This window comes from Streptomyces sp. NPDC058145 (assembly GCF_042884245.1).
Taxonomy (GTDB): domain Bacteria; phylum Actinomycetota; class Actinomycetes; order Streptomycetales; family Streptomycetaceae; genus Streptomyces.
In genome coordinates this window covers 12663-30256 of the sequence record NZ_JBHVUH010000033.1, presented here as the reverse complement: position 1 = coordinate 30256, position 17594 = coordinate 12663, and the positions used below count along the sequence as shown (strand labels likewise).

14 protein-coding genes are annotated in these 17594 nt (G+C 68.1%); 5 read left to right on the top strand and 9 right to left on the bottom strand.

Features of this window, described 5'->3' with window-relative positions; genetic code table 11:
• A partial coding sequence (locus ACFVVO_RS37875; protein ID WP_390061325.1) for a zinc ribbon domain-containing protein occupies positions 1-110 on the top strand: 110 nt, incomplete at its 5' end.
• A gap of 124 nt (positions 111-234) precedes the next feature.
• Here the strand turns inward: ACFVVO_RS37875 and ACFVVO_RS37870 are convergent.
• From ACFVVO_RS37870 to ACFVVO_RS37860, 3 genes are all read right to left on the bottom strand, one after another.
• On the bottom strand, positions 235-1764 hold the full coding sequence (locus ACFVVO_RS37870) for a flavin-containing monooxygenase (protein ID WP_390061321.1): 1530 nt from the start codon (positions 1762-1764) through the stop codon (positions 235-237).
• A gap of 187 nt (positions 1765-1951) precedes the next feature.
• Positions 1952-3163 (bottom strand): PucR family transcriptional regulator, encoded by a 1212-nt coding sequence (locus ACFVVO_RS37865; RefSeq protein ID WP_390061319.1) that lies wholly within the window; start codon positions 3161-3163, stop codon positions 1952-1954.
• Between the two features lie 407 nt (positions 3164-3570).
• Positions 3571-4185, bottom strand: coding sequence for a cysteine hydrolase (locus tag ACFVVO_RS37860; RefSeq protein ID WP_390061318.1), 615 nt, complete (start codon positions 4183-4185; stop codon positions 3571-3573).
• Positions 4186-4296: 111 nt separating this feature from the next.
• Between ACFVVO_RS37860 and ACFVVO_RS37855 the strand changes: the two genes are divergently transcribed.
• Positions 4297-4998, top strand: coding sequence for a FadR/GntR family transcriptional regulator (locus ACFVVO_RS37855; RefSeq protein ID WP_390061316.1), 702 nt, complete (start codon positions 4297-4299; stop codon positions 4996-4998).
• The gene (locus ACFVVO_RS37850; protein ID WP_390061315.1) at positions 4995-6365 is read left to right on the top strand and encodes an FAD-binding oxidoreductase; all 1371 of its coding nucleotides are present in this window, start codon (positions 4995-4997) and stop codon (positions 6363-6365) included. Before ACFVVO_RS37855 ends, ACFVVO_RS37850 begins: the two co-directional genes overlap by 4 nt.
• Positions 6366-7087: 722 nt before the next feature.
• On the opposite strand, the gene ACFVVO_RS37845 is transcribed toward ACFVVO_RS37850, so the two are convergent.
• The 4 genes from ACFVVO_RS37845 to ACFVVO_RS37830 form a co-directional block, all read right to left on the bottom strand.
• Complete coding sequence (locus ACFVVO_RS37845) at positions 7088-7342, bottom strand: hypothetical protein (protein WP_390061314.1); 255 nt, start codon at positions 7340-7342, stop codon at positions 7088-7090.
• Positions 7343-7388: 46 nt separating this feature from the next.
• Complete coding sequence (locus ACFVVO_RS37840) at positions 7389-8279, bottom strand: glycoside hydrolase family 19 protein (protein ID WP_390061312.1); 891 nt, start codon at positions 8277-8279, stop codon at positions 7389-7391.
• A 2075-nt stretch (positions 8280-10354) separates the two neighbouring features.
• The gene (locus ACFVVO_RS37835; RefSeq protein WP_390061311.1) at positions 10355-10627 is read right to left on the bottom strand and encodes a hypothetical protein; all 273 of its coding nucleotides are present in this window, start codon (positions 10625-10627) and stop codon (positions 10355-10357) included.
• A 212-nt stretch (positions 10628-10839) separates the two neighbouring features.
• On the bottom strand, positions 10840-11262 hold the full coding sequence (locus tag ACFVVO_RS37830) for a hypothetical protein (RefSeq protein ID WP_390061309.1): 423 nt from the start codon (positions 11260-11262) through the stop codon (positions 10840-10842).
• A gap of 412 nt (positions 11263-11674) precedes the next feature.
• On the opposite strand from ACFVVO_RS37830, the gene ACFVVO_RS37825 reads away from it, so the two are divergent.
• The gene (locus ACFVVO_RS37825; protein ID WP_390061307.1) at positions 11675-11875 is read left to right on the top strand and encodes a dehydrogenase; all 201 of its coding nucleotides are present in this window, start codon (positions 11675-11677) and stop codon (positions 11873-11875) included.
• A 1433-nt stretch (positions 11876-13308) separates the two neighbouring features.
• Here ACFVVO_RS37825 and ACFVVO_RS37820 read toward each other — a convergent pair.
• Positions 13309-14862 carry an alpha/beta hydrolase gene (locus tag ACFVVO_RS37820; RefSeq protein ID WP_390061306.1) on the bottom strand — a complete coding sequence of 518 codons (1554 nt, stop codon included), beginning with the start codon at positions 14860-14862 and terminating at the stop codon, positions 13309-13311.
• Between the two features lie 603 nt (positions 14863-15465).
• On the opposite strand from ACFVVO_RS37820, the gene ACFVVO_RS37815 reads away from it, so the two are divergent.
• Positions 15466-16230 carry a hypothetical protein gene (locus ACFVVO_RS37815; protein ID WP_390061304.1) on the top strand — a complete coding sequence of 255 codons (765 nt, stop codon included), beginning with the start codon at positions 15466-15468 and terminating at the stop codon, positions 16228-16230.
• A 1057-nt stretch (positions 16231-17287) separates the two neighbouring features.
• Here the strand turns inward: ACFVVO_RS37815 and ACFVVO_RS37810 are convergent.
• Complete coding sequence (locus ACFVVO_RS37810) at positions 17288-17431, bottom strand: hypothetical protein (RefSeq protein WP_390061302.1); 144 nt, start codon at positions 17429-17431, stop codon at positions 17288-17290.
• Positions 17432-17594 lie beyond the last annotated feature (163 nt).

Below are 17594 nucleotides of genomic sequence, written 5' to 3'. Positions count from 1 at the left end.
AGGAGAAGTTCCACTGCGTTTCGTGCGGCCACAGCGCGCACGCGGACACGGTGGGCGCCCTGAACGTTCTACGGGCCGGGCTGGTCCGTCGCGACGCCAACCCAGCATAGCGAGAAGCCCCCTCATTCATGAGGGGGAGGAGTCACGGCCATTGCGGTGCGTACCTGGCCCGGTGAGGCAGCAGCGGTGGCCGAGTCGGCCCACAGCATCTCCAAGCCGCGGACGTCGACCCGGTCATGGTCCCCGGTGTGCCGTCGCCTGCAGGCCGTGCGCCGTGCGGGCGGCCGTGGCAGGGGAGGAGAAGCGGAGGTTTTCGTTCTCTACGGAGTCTTCCCGCAGGAGTTTGACGTCGGCCTGGTAGTCCATCGACATCAGCCACGGTTCCTTGGCGCCTTGGCGCGGCAGGTGGTCGATGGCCCGTTTGATGTAGCCGGCTTCGAAGTCGAGTAGCGGGCGGGTGGGCATGTCGGGGTCGCTCAGCTCCGGGCAGCAGATGGTGTGGCCGTGGGCGTCCATGTAGTCGAGCAGGCGGCAGAAGTGCTCGCACAGTAGGCCGACCTTCAGTGTCCAGGAGGAGTTGGTGTAGCCGACCGCGAACGAGAAGTTGGGTACCCCGGACAGCATCATGCCCTTGAACGCGACCTTGTCCGGCAGGTGCACCTTCGTTCCGTCGACGGTGAGCTGGATACCACCGAGTGCCTGCACGTTCAGCCCGGTCGCGGTCACGATGATGTCGGCTTCCAGCCTGCGCCCGGAGGACAGGCGGATGCCGCGTTCGGTGAAGGTGTCGATCCGGTCGGTGACGATCGAGGCACTGCTGTTGCGCAGCGCCTCGAAGAGGTCGCCGTCCGGCACCACGCACATACGCTGGTCCCACGGGTCGTAGGGCGGGTTGAAGTGCTCCTCGACCGGATAGTCCTTGGGCAGTTGGCGGGTGTTGACCCAGCGGATCAGCCGCCGGGCGCTGCGCGGGAAGCGCTGGCAGAACCGCCAGATCGCGGCTTGCTGGGCGACGTTCTTGCGCCGTGTCCACGCATACCCGCGGCGTCGGCCCAGGACCTTGCGCAGGAGGTGGGCGATCTTGTCCGTGGAAGGGACGGGCAAGACGTAGGTGGGGGTGCGCTGCAGCATCGTCACATGGGCGGCCGCGCCCGCCATGGCCGGCACGAGGGTGACCGCCGTGGCGCCGCTGCCGATCACCACGACCCGCCTGCCGCGGTAGTCGAGGTCTTCGGGCCAGTGCTGCGGGTGCACGATCAGGCCCTCAAACCGCTCGATGCCCTCGAAGTGCGGGGTGTACCCCTGGTCGTAGCGGTAGTAACCGCCGGCGCAGAACAGCCATTTGCACAACAGGCTCAGCCGTTCGCCGGTGTCGGTGCGCTCGACCTCGACCGTCCAGCGAGCCTCGGTACTCGACCAGGCAGCGCTGCGCACCGTGTGGTGGAAGCGCACCTTCTTGTCGATGCCGTTTTCCGCAGCGGTCTCGTGCAGGTAGGCGAGGATCCTGTCGCCGCGGGCGATGGCCTCCTCTTCCCAGGGCTTGAAGGCGTAGCCGAAGGTGTGCAGGTCGGAGTCCGAGCGGATGCCGGGGTAGCGGAACAGGTCCCAGGTGCCGCCCAGCGCGCCGCGCGTCTCCAGAATCGCGTAGCTGCGCTGCGGGTGCTCGCTTTGCAGGTAGTGGGCCGCCCCGATGCCGGAGATGCCGGCACCGACGATCAGCACATCGATGTGCTCGGTACTTGGCGGTGCCTCGGAGACGGACATGAGCGGCCCTCCAGTGATCTGTTCGTCGTCGCCCTTACATGCTGCGGCCGCACGCAGAACGTCGGAAGGTGTAATCAGCACCCGTCTTCGGGACAGGTGGTGCACTGTGCACCCGGCGATGTGCCGCACGCCGGAACCACGCTTCGCTCCTTCCGTCCCAGCAGGCGGGCACGGGCCCAAGTCCGGTTCATCCGTCGCCGCGCCAGTGCAGGACGTCGAGGGCGACTGCGATGCGCACCGTGTTCCCTGCCAGAGGGTGGGGCAGGAGGTGCTGGGCTCGCTCAAGCCGGCGCAGCAGGGTGTTTCGGTGGGTGAAGAGGCGGGCGGCCGCCCGGGTGGCGTTGCATTCCTCGTGGATGTAGGCGGCCACCGCCTCACGCAGCTCCGGCGCAGCCGTGGCGAGTCCGCCCAGGGTCCGCCGGACGAACTGGTCGGCCTGTTGCGGTTCCTGCGTCACCAGAGCAAGGATCTCGACCGTCTCGAAACGGGCCACAGGGCGGACGGTGTGCAGGCGCGCCATCATGCGCTGCGTGGTCATGGCGTTGAGGTGACTGCGGCGAAAGCCCTCTACGCCGTACCCGGTACTGCCGAGGGCTGCCCGGGCAGTGGGGTGGCTGTCCAGGTGCTGCTCCAGCCGGTTCGTCGCCGGCGGTGTGGCGGAAGGCAGCCACACCCACAGCATCGCGGCACTGACCGTCACAGTGAGGAAGCGAGCCGCGTCGGCGTCTTTGGCCAGGGCGTCGACCGCGCGCTCCAGATCGCCCAGGTCCGACTCCGCGGCGTCACTCCAGACGACGGCCGCGGTATGGGTCTGCTCCAACTGGTAGCCGAGCCGGGCCGAGGCCCTGTCCGGGTGGATCGGCGCCCCGTTGACCAGCAAGGTCACCAGCTCTCGGCGCTCGGCATTCGTACCTCGGGTCAGCTCGTCGCGCTCCGCCTGGATCTGTGCGGAGACCGCGGCGATGGTGGCGTCGACGAACGCCGAGATCGACCGGCTGGAGACATCCAGCAGCTCCCGCAGCTCTGCGGGGTCGGACGTCAGCTCGAAAGCGATCGACATCCAGCGCAGCCAGGCCGCGTTCTGACCGCTGCGGTAGGACTGCAGGGCCGAGTCGTTCAGTCCGCGGCGGACCAGTTCCCGGGCGGTGGCCAAGGCTTCCGGGCCGACGTTCGCCGGCACCTGAGCACCTGGGCTGTGCACGTTCCACCTCGCCCAGTGCAGGATGTTGGCGCGGCTGGTGCGGCGGATCTGAGCGGTGAGCTCCGGGTCATCGGTCAGGGCTTGCAGGTACTCCGCCGACAAAGTGGCGTCCTCGATCTCGCGCAGCCACTCCTCCGGAGAGCGCGCAGCCACCGCGGCGCCCCGCCTGATCAGCTCCCGTATCCGGTCAGATGGCATGTCGCGCTCCGTGAGTGAGGTGCACAAGGGGCGGGCGGCTGTGCGGATCGGCTGCCGGCCGGCCTGTATGGCCGCCTCACAGCGGCCGGCGAGGCTGCGCAGTGCTGCCGGCGGACGGTGTTCCACTCCCCGAACGCTGGGGGTGGATCCCGCCGAGGGAGGACCCGGACCGCCGACGCACCAGAATGCCGTTGATCACCTGCCGTGACCTTTCCACCGCCCGCCTCGCCCCACATGCCCGGAAGGACGGTCGGACACCGCCTGGAGCACGAGCGCCGGTGGGTCTCGCACCGTTCGCCCCAGGCGATGTCAACTGCCTTCGCGTCAGGACCACCGACGGCGGGGCGACCGAAGCCGAGGGAGAGCACTCTGGCCGGCCAAGCCCCCGGGGCGGGGCGACGGCGGGACTACAGGGCGGCGATGACGTCGGCAGAGGTCATCGGCAGCGAGAACATCGGGAAGTCGTAGGAGATGGCGTTGTCGTGCTCCTCCTGCGAGGTGGCGGCGACGCAGTCGGTCAGGGTGATCACCCGGAAGCCGTGCTCGTAACCGGTGCGCATGGTCGACTCCACGCAGCAGTTGGTGAGGAAGCCGCCGAGGATGATCGTGTCGATGCCCTTGCTGCGCAGGATGAAATCGAGGTTCGTGCTGGCGAAGGTGTCGAGCCCGCGCTTGCCCTCGATGACGATGTCCCCGTTCACCGGAGTCAGCTCGTCGACGATGGCCGCGCCCCACGTGCCCTTGACGAACGCCTTCCCGTCCACGACGCCTTTGAGGATGCCGTACGGGTGACGGGTCAGCTCACCGTAGCCCTCCGCGAACGTGATCGGCGCGTGCATGATCGACACTCCGGCCTGCCGGGCGGCGTCGACCAGGGCGACGGTGTTGGCAAGCATGCCGGTGCGCTGCATCACGTCGGCGACCGCCCCGTTCAGCACACCGCCGTCGCTGGTGAACTCGTTCTGGTACTCGATGAGCACGATTGCGGTCTTGGCCGGGTCGAGCTCGAGCTTCTCGGTCATGGCGACACCTGATTTCCGCGTCTTTGAGGTAAAGGCCTTGTGTCCTGCAGCACAGCGAGAAGCACGATAGCTGCTTGTCCGACAAACAGACAAGGAGCTATCGTGTGCGGCATGACGATCTCGCCGGTATCGCGCGTGCCCTTGAGCCTCGACGTGGCTCAGCGCCTGCGGGCGGCCATCCTGGACGGCACATTCCCCGCCGACACCGAGCTGCCCACGGAAACCGAACTCGCCCAGTCCTTCGGCGTCGGGCGGTCCACCATTCGCGAGGCGTTGCGGGTGTTGCAGGCGCACGGTCTGATCAGCGGCGCGGACACCGTTTCCACCGCGCGTCCGCGCGTCACCCACGAGCGCACGGCCGGCGCGGCGGGCCTGGCGCTGAGCACCGCTTTGCAGGTCGGCGCGATCCCGCTGGCAGACCTGGTGGCGCTGCGCACGCTGCTGGAGGCGGAGGCGATACGGCAGACCACGTCCGTGCCGGATGTGGCTCGGACCTGCCTGGTGACCATGGCGGCAGCGGTGGAGAACGCCGACATTCACACCTTCCACGCCGCTGACGTGGACTTCCATGTGCAACTCGCCTACGCCGGCGGTAATCAGGCGCTGGGTTTCGTCATCGGCGTGCTGCGCGACTGCATCGCCGGCTACCTGCTCGACGCGCTCGCCGCGGTGGCCGATCCGGCCACGGTGCTCGGGCGTCTGCTGGCCGAACACCAGGCGATCGTCGACGCGCTGGACGCGGGCGAGACCGACCGTGCCGCCGAGCTGGTCGTGGCTCACATCCGCGGCTTCTACGAGCCGGAGACGCCATGACCGAGGTGCTCGCGGACGTCGTCACCGCCCTCGCCGCCGCGCTGCCGGGCCGGGTGGTCACCGACCGGGACGCGATGGAGGCCTACCGCCGTGACCAGTGCCTGCTGGCTCCCGCGGGGCGCCCGGCGGCGGTGGTGCGCGCCCGCTCGACGGATGACGTGATCACCACGCTGCGCACAGCCGGCGACCATCACGCGCCGGTGGTGACCCGGGGGGCCGGCACCGGGTTGGCCGGCGCGGCCAATGCGATCGACGGCTGCGTCGTACTCTCGCTCGCCGCGATGGACCGGATCCTCGCCCTGGACGTGCCCGGCCGCACGGCAACGGTCGAGCCGGGCGTGCTCACCGGCGATCTCGACGCCCGCGCCCGCGAGCACGGCCTGTGGTATCCGCCGGACCCGGGAAGCAAGGCGATCTCCACCATGGGCGGCAACCTGGCGACCAACGCAGGCGGCATGTGCTGCGCCAAGTACGGGGTCACCGCCGACCATGTCGCCTCGCTGACGGCCGTACTCGCCGATGGTCGCGTGATCCGTACCGGTCCGCCGACCCGCAAGAATGTCACCGGGCTCGACCTCACCCGGCTGCTCGTCGGCTCCGAAGGCACCCTGGCGGTGATCGTGAACGCCACCGTGCGACTGCGACCGTTCCCGGCGGCCACCGCGACCGTAGTGGCCGCGTTCCCGACACCCCAGCGGGCAGTCGACACCGTGCTGCGGATCGCGGCGGTCGCTGACCCGGCGGCGGTGGAGCTCATGGACCGCACCTGCATTCGTGCCGTCAATCGCCTGACACGTATGGGGTTGGACGAGTCGGCCGGGGCACTCGTACTCGTCCAGTGCGACGGGCCGTCCGCCGATCAGGAGGCCGCCACCTGTGCCAGGCTGGCCGAAGCCGGTGGCGCCACCGAGGCGCTGCACACCGCCGACCCGGCGGAAGGCGAGATGTTCATGCAGGCCAGACGAATGGTGTACCCGGCTCTGGAGAGGCTGGGCACCACGCTGCTCGACGACGTCGGCGTCGCGGTCCAGGACCTTCCCCACTTGCTTGCCGCGATCGAGCGAATTGCCGCCGACCACGACGTGCTGGTCGGCACCTTCGGCCACGCCGCCGACGGCAACCTGCATCCGACCGTCGTCTACGACGCCACCGACCGTGACGCCGCCGACCGTGCCGGTGCCGCTTTCGACGACATCGTGGCAGCGGCGCTCGCTCTCGGCGGCACGATCACCGGCGAGCACGGCGTGGGCTCGCTCAAGACACGCTACCTCGACGCACAACTCGGCCCCACCGAGCGGGCGTTGATGACCGGCATCAAGGCCGTCTTCGACCCCGAGGGCCGCCTCAACCCGGGACGCGCGTATTAAGGAGCTCTGTCAAACGAACGGCCCCGTCTCACATTCGGCGGTGACGGAGAGTCGTGAGGGTCGTCGACTCTCGCCTGAAGGATGTCAACGAGCTTGTGCAGACGGTGTTTTCGGGTCTTTCCCCGCTGGTCATGGACCCCGGTTACAGTTCGTCTGGTTCGGTCCCTATGATCGGTGGCCGCGCTCTGTGGTCACCACTGGACCTGGTCCGATCAGTGTCGGCAGCTGCGGCGCTCGCGGAAGAGACGCCCTGTCAGCCCGCCGAGTCGAACAGCACCGCCAGCCCTGTGACCAGGCCCATGACCACGACGTTGACCAGAACCGCGTACACGATGCACAGCCAGCCCCGATGGCCGCCAGCGACAGCCAACGGCCCTCCACGCCATGCTTCTTCGCGCGGCGGCGCCCCATGTGCCCGGACACGATGACGACCAACGCGCAGACGATCAGCAGGCCCAGGATCGGGTCTGTCAAAAAGGAACGGGCCTGACCCACTTCCGGGCGGGCAGCGTCCAGCAGCGTGCTGAGCCCGCTCGTCATTGAGCCCGCAGCCCCCACGAAGCCGCACGAGAGGGCGGTATGACCTGGAGGCGAACGCTCCACGGTCTGGAGGATGTCGTGCCGGGCGCCCGCGGGGTCGAGAACGGAGGGCTGGTGCCAACTCGCCCATCGTGACGACTGGTTGCTCGGCACCGCCCAATTGCCTTACGCCGGCCGCCGACTCACCCGGCCTCGAAGAAGACATCGCCCCGCCGGCACCACCCCGGCCGGCGGAAGCCCGGGCGGCTCGCGCCCGCCCTGACCGCCGCCGTCGCGCCCAGGTCCCCCGCCGGGGGAGCGACCACCAGGTCGTCCGGGTACGGGGTCAGTGAGCTGTTGACGAGTTCGTTGGCGGAGCGCGGGGAGGAGCAGCCCAAGGCGGCCGTGTCGACGTGGTTCACACCGAGCGCGCCGAGGTCATCGGCGGAGTCCGGCACACGTCCGGTGAGCCGCCGCATTCACTTGACGAACTCGCGTACGGCGTCAGCAGTAGAGATTGCCGCCGGGTGACGTGCCGAGGATCTGCGCGAACCGCTGGTAGGCGTCCACGCGGCTCTGCACCTGCGCCGGGTTCTTGCCATCGCACTCGAGGGAGCCGTTGATGCTGCGGATCGTCTGGCCGAAGCCGACGCCGTTGACCATGGCGTTGTGGGGCGTCATGGTGCCGGGCCCGGTCTGGGTGTTCCAGTACCAGAGAGCCGTCTTCCAGGCCACGGCGGCGTCGTTCTGCACCAGCCACGGATTGCCCAGGAGGTCGATGCCGAGCGCGTCGCCCGCGGCCTTGTAGTTGAAGTTCCAGCTGAGCTGTATGGGGCCGCGCCCGTAGTAGGCCGCCTGGCCGGCCGGGCAGCCGTACGGCTGGTTCCAGTCGCAGTAGTGCGGGTAGTTGGCGGTGTTCTGCTCGACGACGTACACCAGACCGCCGGTCTCGTGGCTGACGTTGGCGAGGAAGGCAGCGGCCTCCTGCTTCTTCACGGTGTCGCTGCCGGTGTTGGCGAAGGCGGGGTAGGCGCTGAGAGCGGCGGTGAGGCCGCTGTACGTGTAGAAGGAATTCCGGTTCGGGAACATCTGGTTGAACTGGGCCTCGCTCACCACGAAGGTGCCGACAGGGGTTCCGGAGCCGCTGTCGCAGGCGTAGGGCTCCCAGTACCAGGTGCTGATGGTCGGGTCGTAGCCCGGGTTGTCGTGTTCGGCGATGTAGGCCTTGCCGTCGGTGTAACGCACGATGTCGCCCGTCGTGTACGGCCTTCCGGCGACCCAGCTCGGGTAGCTCGAACACGCGGCGGCGGATGCGTCCGCCGCTGGCAGCAGGACAGGCACGGTGCTTCCGAGGACGAGTGCGGCGACCACGGCGGAGATGCGGCGCTTTGACACAGGATCAACTCCTTTGCGGAGCACGGCCGCACCCGGACAAGGGCAGCGCGAAGCCGGGCCTTGTGCGCACGTGCCGGTCGGACCGGCCACGGCGTGGGCGCGGCCGTGGTGGGGGGTGTGGAGGCACACTCAACCGCTTTGGTCTGTACCAGTCAAGGGTGTAGGCCAGTCAACTCGCTCCGCCCCCTTGCGTGGGCGCGATGACTCCATCGAGGGACGCAGCGGTTCGACGGCATCAACGGCAGTCCGGGCAACGACGTGCTCGATCGGCACCGGCAACGAGCAGATCGTTGCCGGTGCCGTCAATGGCTACGCCGACGGCGCCAGCGGTCGGCACACGATCGACGCCGTGGACAACGTACTCCTCAACGACAACCTCGACTTGACACCTGCATCCGCGACAGGGGGACACGGCCGTCAACGACCCCTGAGGAACCGCCCTTCGCCCGGCACCGCTGGATGGCCGAAGGGTGCCGGGCCGTGCGGCTGCGGGGTCCGGCCGACCTGCCGAGCCGCTTCTGAGCCGGGAGTGCATCTGTGCCCACGGCCATGGCGGCAGACCGGGACGGATCGGCCGGACCGTCGATGCGCGGAACCGTGTCCCAAGGCATCGCAGGAGCGAAGAGAATCATTGCGCGCAGCGGACGTCGAGCCGTGGGAAATGAGCAGTACTCGGTCCGGATCGAGCCGCAACCGTCGGCTCGTACGCCGAGGCTGCCGCGCCGTCCCGGTCGTCAACGATGCTTCCAGCAGAGTTACCTACCCCACTTTTCAGATGGCGGCTGAGCACTCCTTCGATCCGCCCCGTTGACCCCAGTAACCGGTGACCCGCCTGCAGACCGGTAAGGAAGGGAGGTTCGCACATGTTAATGATCGGTCCGAAACAGACCAAGTGGCGGCTCCCCGCCGCTGTCTGCTGCCCGGCTTGGGGGCACCTTCTCTCCCGTCAACTCAAGGACTGAGATCGGCCGCTTCATGGACTACTGCATCCCGTGCAGCCGCACGCTCAACGGCGCCGTAACCTGCCCGGAGTGTGGGGCATACGACCCCGACATGGCACAGTTGAGCGATTGGGGAGACGGTGCTCCAGCCGTCGACGCCGAGATGCCGGAGGTCCGCTTCAGTGGGGGACCGGGCTCCTCCGGGTCCCCCCTTCCCGGGTCACCAACTCCACCGCAGGACCTGTCGGCAGACGACCGTCCGTCGCGGCTGAAGAAGTACGCCGTCCGGTCTCTTGCCGCAGCGGCCTTCACCCTCCTCGGAGGCCTGGCCACCGCATCGGTGCTTCCCCACTCGACGGCCCCACGAGCATCCTCGATCCCGGAACAGCCGTCCCCCGAAGAGCCCGATGTCCGCGTTCCCGATTCACAGGCTTCACCGGAGCGCGAGACCACGCACCCGGCCCGAAAGGGCGTGCCGCACCGAAACGGTGACGGGATCCGGCGTCCTCTGCCAACGGCCACTCGCAGCACGTCACCGGTCTCCCGGCCTCCCGCCGCCACCAGTGCGCCACCACCAAGGAAGGCGAAGCCGACCCCCCGAGCCTCCAACGGCCGCCGCCCCGGCTCGCCCTCGCCGACGCCAACCCCTCCCGCGAGGCCCTCCGCCAGTCCTTCCGCCAGTCCTTCCGGCAGCATCAGCGCCTCTCCCACCAGTTAGTGGCTCACCGAGTAAGTAAAGGGGAAGCCGGTGGCTGAAACACTCGCAGAGCTCCCCAGCACAGAAACCTCCACCTGGTCCGCGCACGGCATCCGCCTGATCAGAAGGGCAGCGCGGCCAGTCCCATGGCCGGGGCGTGCACCAAGCAGCCGGACTACACGCCGTTAACACGAAGCTGTCGAAGAAGGTCAGATGGACACCACTCGCCATTTGTGCAGCAGCGGAGTCAAGGGCCTCGTAGGGGAGCGGTCTGAAAAGTACTCATTTCCCATGAGGCCTGCCTTGGACGCGCCATCCTGCTGTGCGGGCCTCGCGGTGGTCGGCGGGCGACCGCGGCAGCCGAACGTCGCCCAGCCGCCTGCGACAGGTCAGGATGCCGGTATGAGAATGTCTGTCGGTCATCCGAGCCTGCGTCCCTATCTGCCGTACGTCGCCCTCTCGCCCACCGGGTACTCGAACCTACTGTTGTTCGCGAAGCGCATCCCGAGGTCGGTGACCTCGTCAAATCCGTAGTCAGTCTCGACAACCTCGTGCCCTCGCTCCTGCAGGATCTCGGGCAGGTCGTCCAACGGCGTACGAAAGATGTCGATGCCGTCGAGGAGGAACCGGAGGTCAACGGCCTCGTCGCGAAAGCGCCACACCTCTATGGCTAGCGCAGGACCTCGTGGTCGGGCGGGGCCATCGCCCACCAGAATGAGTCCGACTCCTCCTGGCAGTGGATCCGAAACGACCAAACGGACGATTCGCAACGCATGCTCGACCGGTGAAGGTGGACACCAAGACCCACACTTCCGTCGACTCGTGTGCCGTCGGCCTTCCCCACCCTATCCTCCGGGGCCTTCTCCTATGCAGCGTTGGGGTGCCGCAAGATAAGTGCCAAACCCGAGAGCAGTCTTGGTGGTCAGCCGACCGGGCTGCGACGGGTGCGCAGCGCCAGTACCAAGCAAACCGTGGTCGCGGCGATGGCGAGTGAGGCGGGCGGACGTGCCCATGAGGTTCCCGCGACCGGTGCTTGAGCGGCGAGCAGTACCAGTGCGGTCGCGGCGGCGGCCGCCAGTGCGGGTGTCGCCTGCGGGTGGCCGAGTGGGGCGGTGACACCGGCTGTCCACGCGTCGGTGACGAGCAGATAGGCAAGCAGCAGGGCGGCGATGCAGACGACCAGCCAGACCGCGGGGTCGGTGGCCGCGGCGACCGCTATGGCCGCCGCCGGCAGCACGGTCGTCCTGTGGCGGGTCGCGAGGGTCCGCCAGCGCAGGGAGGTCAAGACGGGGCGGGCGTCGACCATCGGAGCGGCCCACCACGCGGCCGTCGCAGCCCCCAGCACCAGCACCTTGACCGGCAGTGGGGCGGCCGGGGCGGCCCCACCAGCGCACCATCCGCCACGTCACGTTGAGCGTGCGCCGCAGCCCGCGGCGCGATTCCCGGCTGTCGGTTGCACCAAATGGCGAACTGACCTTCGCCTCCTGATTCCGCGCCACCCAAGCCGCGCGGCACGCTGATTCGACACGCTGGGCCCGCGCGGGGGGGGCATGACAACGAGGCTTGACCGCCGGCGCATGGGCGGTCGGCCGCTGACCCGACTGAGTGTCTAACTGCGTGACAACGCCCACGGGCAACGGCAGACGAGCACGGACGTCAGCGGACCATCAACGCAGGTGAAAGATGACCTGGCCCAAGGCTGAGGCCTCTACCGAGTTGCTTCGGGACGAAGCGGTCGCTCCGTTAGGGTGCGCCGCATGACCAACAACGCCCCGGCGTGTCCCGAGTGCAGCCAGCCCATGAAGTCCGGCGGCATCGTCCTCTCCAAGCGGGAGGACGACGGCCGGCGGACGTGTCGGGCGCTATGGACGTGTACTGCTCGGCATGTCTGGTGGCGCTGGGCCGATCGGCCGGATGAGCCTTTGGAGGCCTGCCCGGTGCCGGAGCTGTTCCGCTGACATCCAACGCTGACATCAACGACCGTAGATAAGAGCGACACACAACGGCCACGGACGGCGCCGACGCACGAGGCGAGGCCTGACCAGGCCGGGGTTAGATCGAACTCCTAAAGCGGGTGTCGCCGGCACGGCCGGGGACTAGAGGACCTGACGTCGGTCGGCCAAATCTGCGCGCATCACATCACGCAGGCACTGTTGGCTGTCCCTTACCACTCGCACCGCCGTCGCGTATGCGTCAGTATCGATGAGATCCCCGCGCCCCACGCAGTCACGTAAGTCGCGCATGGCGACCATAGATGCCCGTACCTGCTCCACCACTGGTGCCGGAGCACTGATCACGAGCTGAGCCCTCAAGGAGTACAGAGCGTCGGCCCCGAAGGCATCGTAGGCCGCTTCCAGGAGGGCGTCTTGCCCTGGCCTTTTCACCCGCGCGGCAAGCTGGTGTAGGCGCTCACCGGCTCCGTGAAGTGTTGACAAGTACTCGCCGTACAACTGACGGCGGACATTGCGATCTTGCGCGACCAACTGCTGCTGCCACTGCCCACGTTGTGCCAGGAGCGTGCCACCTGCGCCGATGACGGCCCCTAACAACGCCGAAGCCGGAGACATCCAGTCCACGTGACGACTGTGGCAGGTGCCGGCCAGGACGTCCATGGCGCAAACAGAGGGGGAGATGCGTCGGCCGTACGCCCTGTCACCCGAGAGCAGGAGGCTCGTGCCAGACCCGTGCCAGAACCGGCGGGGGAACCACGGGGAACACCGGGGACCAGATCAGTGGCCAACCTGGCGCCGAAGTCGCTGCACCGCAGGTCAGGCCTCCAACGCCCCTGAGATCACCTTAACTCCCCAAGCTGAGGGCTCAGAAGCGTCGTCACGGCTTGGACGTCCTGGCTTGCTGTGGTCGACGGCAGCGGCAGCATGGCTGAGGCGGTGAGGGGTGCAGCGAGGCATACGCGTGTGTGGTCGGTCGACGCGCCCGCCATCGTGGCTGACTGTCGTCGGCTGAGGTTCAGACGGGTCATATCGAAGTGCCGACCGTCAGCAGAGTGCGCTGAGGCTGGGCCGTCTCTGGGCCGTCCGAGGCCGCTCAACACTGGCGAAGGACGACCAACGACGACCACCAGGCGCCCGTGCTCACCGCCCCTGACCAGCAAATACCCAGCTCATCAAGATTCCCGGCAAGACCCAGGGCAAGAAGAAGTAGGGATTGTGATCACGCCCCCGACCTGCGTTAACGGCGCAGATCGGGGGCGTTTTCATGCTGGGGAACCTCTCTGGAACCTCAGCCCTCGTGATCTTGCGGCCGGAGAGCCTGCCCGAGAGCCTTCCGGGCCCGGTCACCACCGCAAGACGGGGGTGCTCCTCTTGCTTGTTGCGCGCGAGCGCAAGCTCGATGCGCTGTTGCTGAGTTGCCCGGTGGATCCGTACGAGCCTCAGGACATGCTGCCCCGGCACACCGTCCCCGGGGCCGGGGTGCGGCCCGTGCGGAGGTAGTGGACGACCGCCTCCGTGACGCAGCGGTTCTGCGGATATGTGCCGTGGCCCTCCTCCTCGGCCGTCAGGAGGACGCCGACGCCGTCGCCCAGGGCGCGGGCCATGTGGCGGGCGCCGGGGTAGGGGGTGATCGGGTCGCCGGTGCCGCCGACCACCAGGACGGGGGCCGCGCCGTCGGCGTTCACCTGGGGCGTGGCGCGCTCGCCGGCGAACGGCCAGCCGTAGCAGAGGTAGACGCCGGTGGACCAGGCTGCGCCGAAGACAGGTGAGGCGGCTTTGATGCGGGCCTTGTCCCGGTCGAGGCGTTCGAAGCCGGGGCGCAGGCTGGAGTCCGCGCAGGTGATCGCGGTCTGGGCGACGCGGCTGTTGTCGCGCGGGGCCGCCGCGCGGTCGGCGGAGCCGATGTCGTCCGCGCCCTTGCTCAGCGGACGGCCGTCGTTGTGGTCGATCAGCGCGGTGAGGGCCTTGGCGAGCGGCGACCAGCCGTCCGTGCCGAGGCGGAGATGCTCGCTGACGGCGTACGCGAGGTCGTCGGCGTCGAGGTTCCTTCCGCCGCCGGCCGGGGCGGGCTTCTTCTCCAGGCGGTCGGCCAGGCGCGCCATGCGTCGCGCGGCCTCATCGGGCCCGTCGCCGGTCGGGCAGTGGCGGATACGGGCCGCGCAGTGCACGGCGAACCGGTCGAACGCCGCCTGGACCGCCTTGACCTGCGACACCTTCTTCTCGTCGAGGTCCTCGGTCGGATCGACGGACGCTTCGAGGACGAGCCGTCCGACGTGCGACGGGTACAGGTGGGCGTAGACCGCGCCGAGCGCCGTTCCGTACGAGACGCCGAAGTAGTGCAGCCGCTCGTCGCCGAGGAGGTAGCGCATCAGGTCGAGGTCGCGCGCGGTGTGCGAGGTGCCGATGTACGGGAGGAGCGCCCCGGAGTGCTTGACGCAGGCGTCGTCGCCGTCGTAACCGGTGTCGTCCGCGGTCTTCCCGCAGCGCACGGGGATGGTCGCGCCGACGCCGCGCGGGTCGAAGGAGACCAGGTCGTAGCGGTCGAGGAGCGGCCTGTACTCGTTGAGGAATTCGGGCAGTCCAAGCACGCCGGACACGCCGGGGCCGCCGAAGTTGAGGACGAGCGAGCCGATGCGCCGGGCGTTCGGCCCGGTGGCCTTGCGGCGGATCAGGGCGACGTCGATCGTCCTGCCGTCTGGTTTCCGGTAGTCGAGGGGGGCCGTCATGGCGGCGCAGTCGTAGCCCGTGCGCGCGGTGGGCGGCGAGGTGCAGCGGGACCAGTGGAGGTGCTGTCCGGTGGTGAGCGCGGTGGGCAGACCGGCGGGCGGGTTGTTCGCGGTGAACTCCGTACGCGGCTCCACATTCCGGCCGGGAGCGTCGTGCTGGAGCCAGGCGCAGACGGCCCCGATGGCGGTGAGGACGACCACGGCGATGATGCGCGCACCGACCGAGAGGCCCGGTCTGCGGCTTCGTATCGGATGTGCGTCACTCATCGAAATCCCCGCGCTCCCGCCCCTGGACGCCCGCCCCGTGCCCGCATGCCCGTATCCGTGATCGTCCGATCGTTGAATGCGTGCAGGATACAAGCCGCCTCCGACAGCACGGCCGGACGCCTGGCGTGCGAGTTGGGAACCTCCCGCGACGACCGACGACGACCAATGACGACCGTCAACACCTGCTCAACCAATGGCCAATTGAGGTGTGTACTCCCGTGGCCAGGCCGGAAAGAAGGGCCCACCAGACCCAGGGCAAGGAGAAGTATCGTTCGAGGCCACCCTCGCCCAGCGTGAGCAGGTGCTGGGCGATGCCCACCCTGGCACTCTGATCAGCCCGCAACAACCTCTCCTGCGTCCGAGAGGCTGCTGTACAGCAATCAGATACAGCAACCTCAGCAACCGAACTCGACCTTCAGCAACCCTCAGCCGCTCCCGAACAACCGGAATAAGCCTCACTGACCGATCCGTATACAGCTACGGAGCAGAAGGGCACACGGCTGGCGGCATCACGGTCGCCAGCCGCTGTCACGCCGGATGGGTCGTAGTAACGGCCGCCCAGGGGCCGAGCCTGCCCCTTATGAACACTGTCATACTCCCCGCGTGACCCACGACCAGGAGCTTGCCGAGCCGATCGATCCCGCGGAAGTACTGGCCGCGACGCACTGGGGTGCCTTGCAGCATGCTTATGGGCCGGCCGACGACGTCCCCGAGATGCTGATCGGGCTCACGGGCCTGGATGAGGGCGTACGGTCTCGGGCGCTGAACGACTTGCATCACGTGGTTCACCACCAGAACACCCTGTATACCGCTACGGCCCCGGCCGCCCTATATGTAGCGGGGACTCTCAGCGATGAGCGCTCCCTCCGGTCCGTCCAGAAGGACCCTCGCAGCTTTCCCGGGCCGATGCGCGCCGAGCTGCTGGGATGGCTTGACTCCGTGGCGAATGAGGCAGACGACGAAGCAGCAGCGATCAGTCGCCGTTTCGGCTTCCCTCCGGAGGACTACCCGCCGTTCGTCGAGATCTGCCGCATTCGACCGCAGCTCTTCCGTGCCACGTCTGCGTTTCTCGACGACCCTGACATCCACGTGCGGGAGGCAGCCGTCTCCACTTGCATCCCGTTGCTGGACGACCCCCGCCTGCTCCACCACCGAGTCGCCTTGGCGCCTCTCTTGCGGGACTTGCTGGCCGCAAGCGCGCTCTGGCAGTATCGCGAGCGGTCGATCGAGGCCCTGACGACCTGGGGTGAGGACACCGCCGGGATGGAGGTCCGACACGAGCGGTACCCGTTCTGCGACTCGGAGCTCAAGCCCTCACCGTGGACCGACGAGCCGTGGAACGGTTACGACACCAATCCCCCTTTCTGATGGGCCTTCCCAGCCACGCCGCCGACAGAAGACCGTCTCAGTTTCCGTCTCATTCAGCGACGGACACCACGGTTCAGGCCCGTCCGGCCCGCGGCTCGTGATGAGCACCCGGACGGACATGAACGCAGGTGAATGCCCCGACACGGCCTCTGATGGGTCACCAACAGACTTGGAGAGCATGTTGGCCCGTCCGCCAGTTCAGCAGAACTCTGGTCGTGCCGAGGCTGGTTGAGATTGCCGAACGCCAGTGCACGCCACCAGTGTGCTGCCGTCCGCGTCGAGAAACAGCATGAAGATCCACGATCCGTCGGCAGTCCTGATCTGCCCCAGTCGAACCGGTCGGCTGTATAGGTCGAGGCGTTGCACGGCCTGGGGCAAGCCGGAAGTCTCGATGCCCCTCCGAAGGGTGTGACGGAGTCGGCGCCCGTAGACCGTCGCAAGTGACTCGGGTGAGGTCGTTCCGTCCCAGACGACGAATGAAGCGTCGGCGCGGAGTGCAGCGAGAGCGGCCGACGACGTTTCGTCGCCACCGTCCAGCAGCCGTTCGAGCTGTTCCCATTGCATGGCCCCACCCTGAGGCAGACTAACCCCGTATCGAACCGCTCAGCAGATGTCAGCCCACCTGGCCCGGCTCGAACGGGCTGGTCCCCTCCACAACGGGCCGGTGCTGCGGGTCTACAGCGCGCCGGCCGACGCAGGCAGACTCATCGTAGGACAGCCGTCAGCGCCCTTGCACCGGTGTTTCCCACACGGCAGAAGGAACAAGGCTGAGTGTCTAACTGCGTGACAACGCCTACGAACAAGGGCGGACGAGCGCGAACGCCAGCGGACCATCAGCGCAGGTGAGAGCCGCACCAGCCCAAGGCAGCACCAGCGCCCAAGTTGGTTCGGGACGAAGAAGTCCCAGCAGGTCCTCGTCACCGCGGTTCCGCCGCGCAGCTTGGTCTGACGGACGTCGATCGAGTAGCGTGGTTGATGCCGGTGGGGGCAGCGCTACACACGCGCGCCTTATCGGTTGACGCACCCGCCATCGTGGCTGACTGTCGTTTGGCTGGGTTCAGACGTGGGTTCGCCGCACGCCGGTGCATGTGATCAGCCTGCTGCCGTCATCGGTGAGGAACAGCTTGAACGTCCAGGAGCCACCGGCAGTTCTGATCTGTCCCAGGCGAGCCGGCTGCTGATGCCGGCCGAGCAGCTCCACGCGCGCTCCAGGTTCGCGGTCTCGATGCCCCGACGACGCGTGTGCCGCAAGCGGCGTCCATAGACAAGGGCGAGCGACTCAGCGGACGTACTCCCGTCCCAGACCTCGTAGGAACCACCGCAGCGGAGTGCAGCCAGAGCTGCCACAGACGCCTCATCGCTGC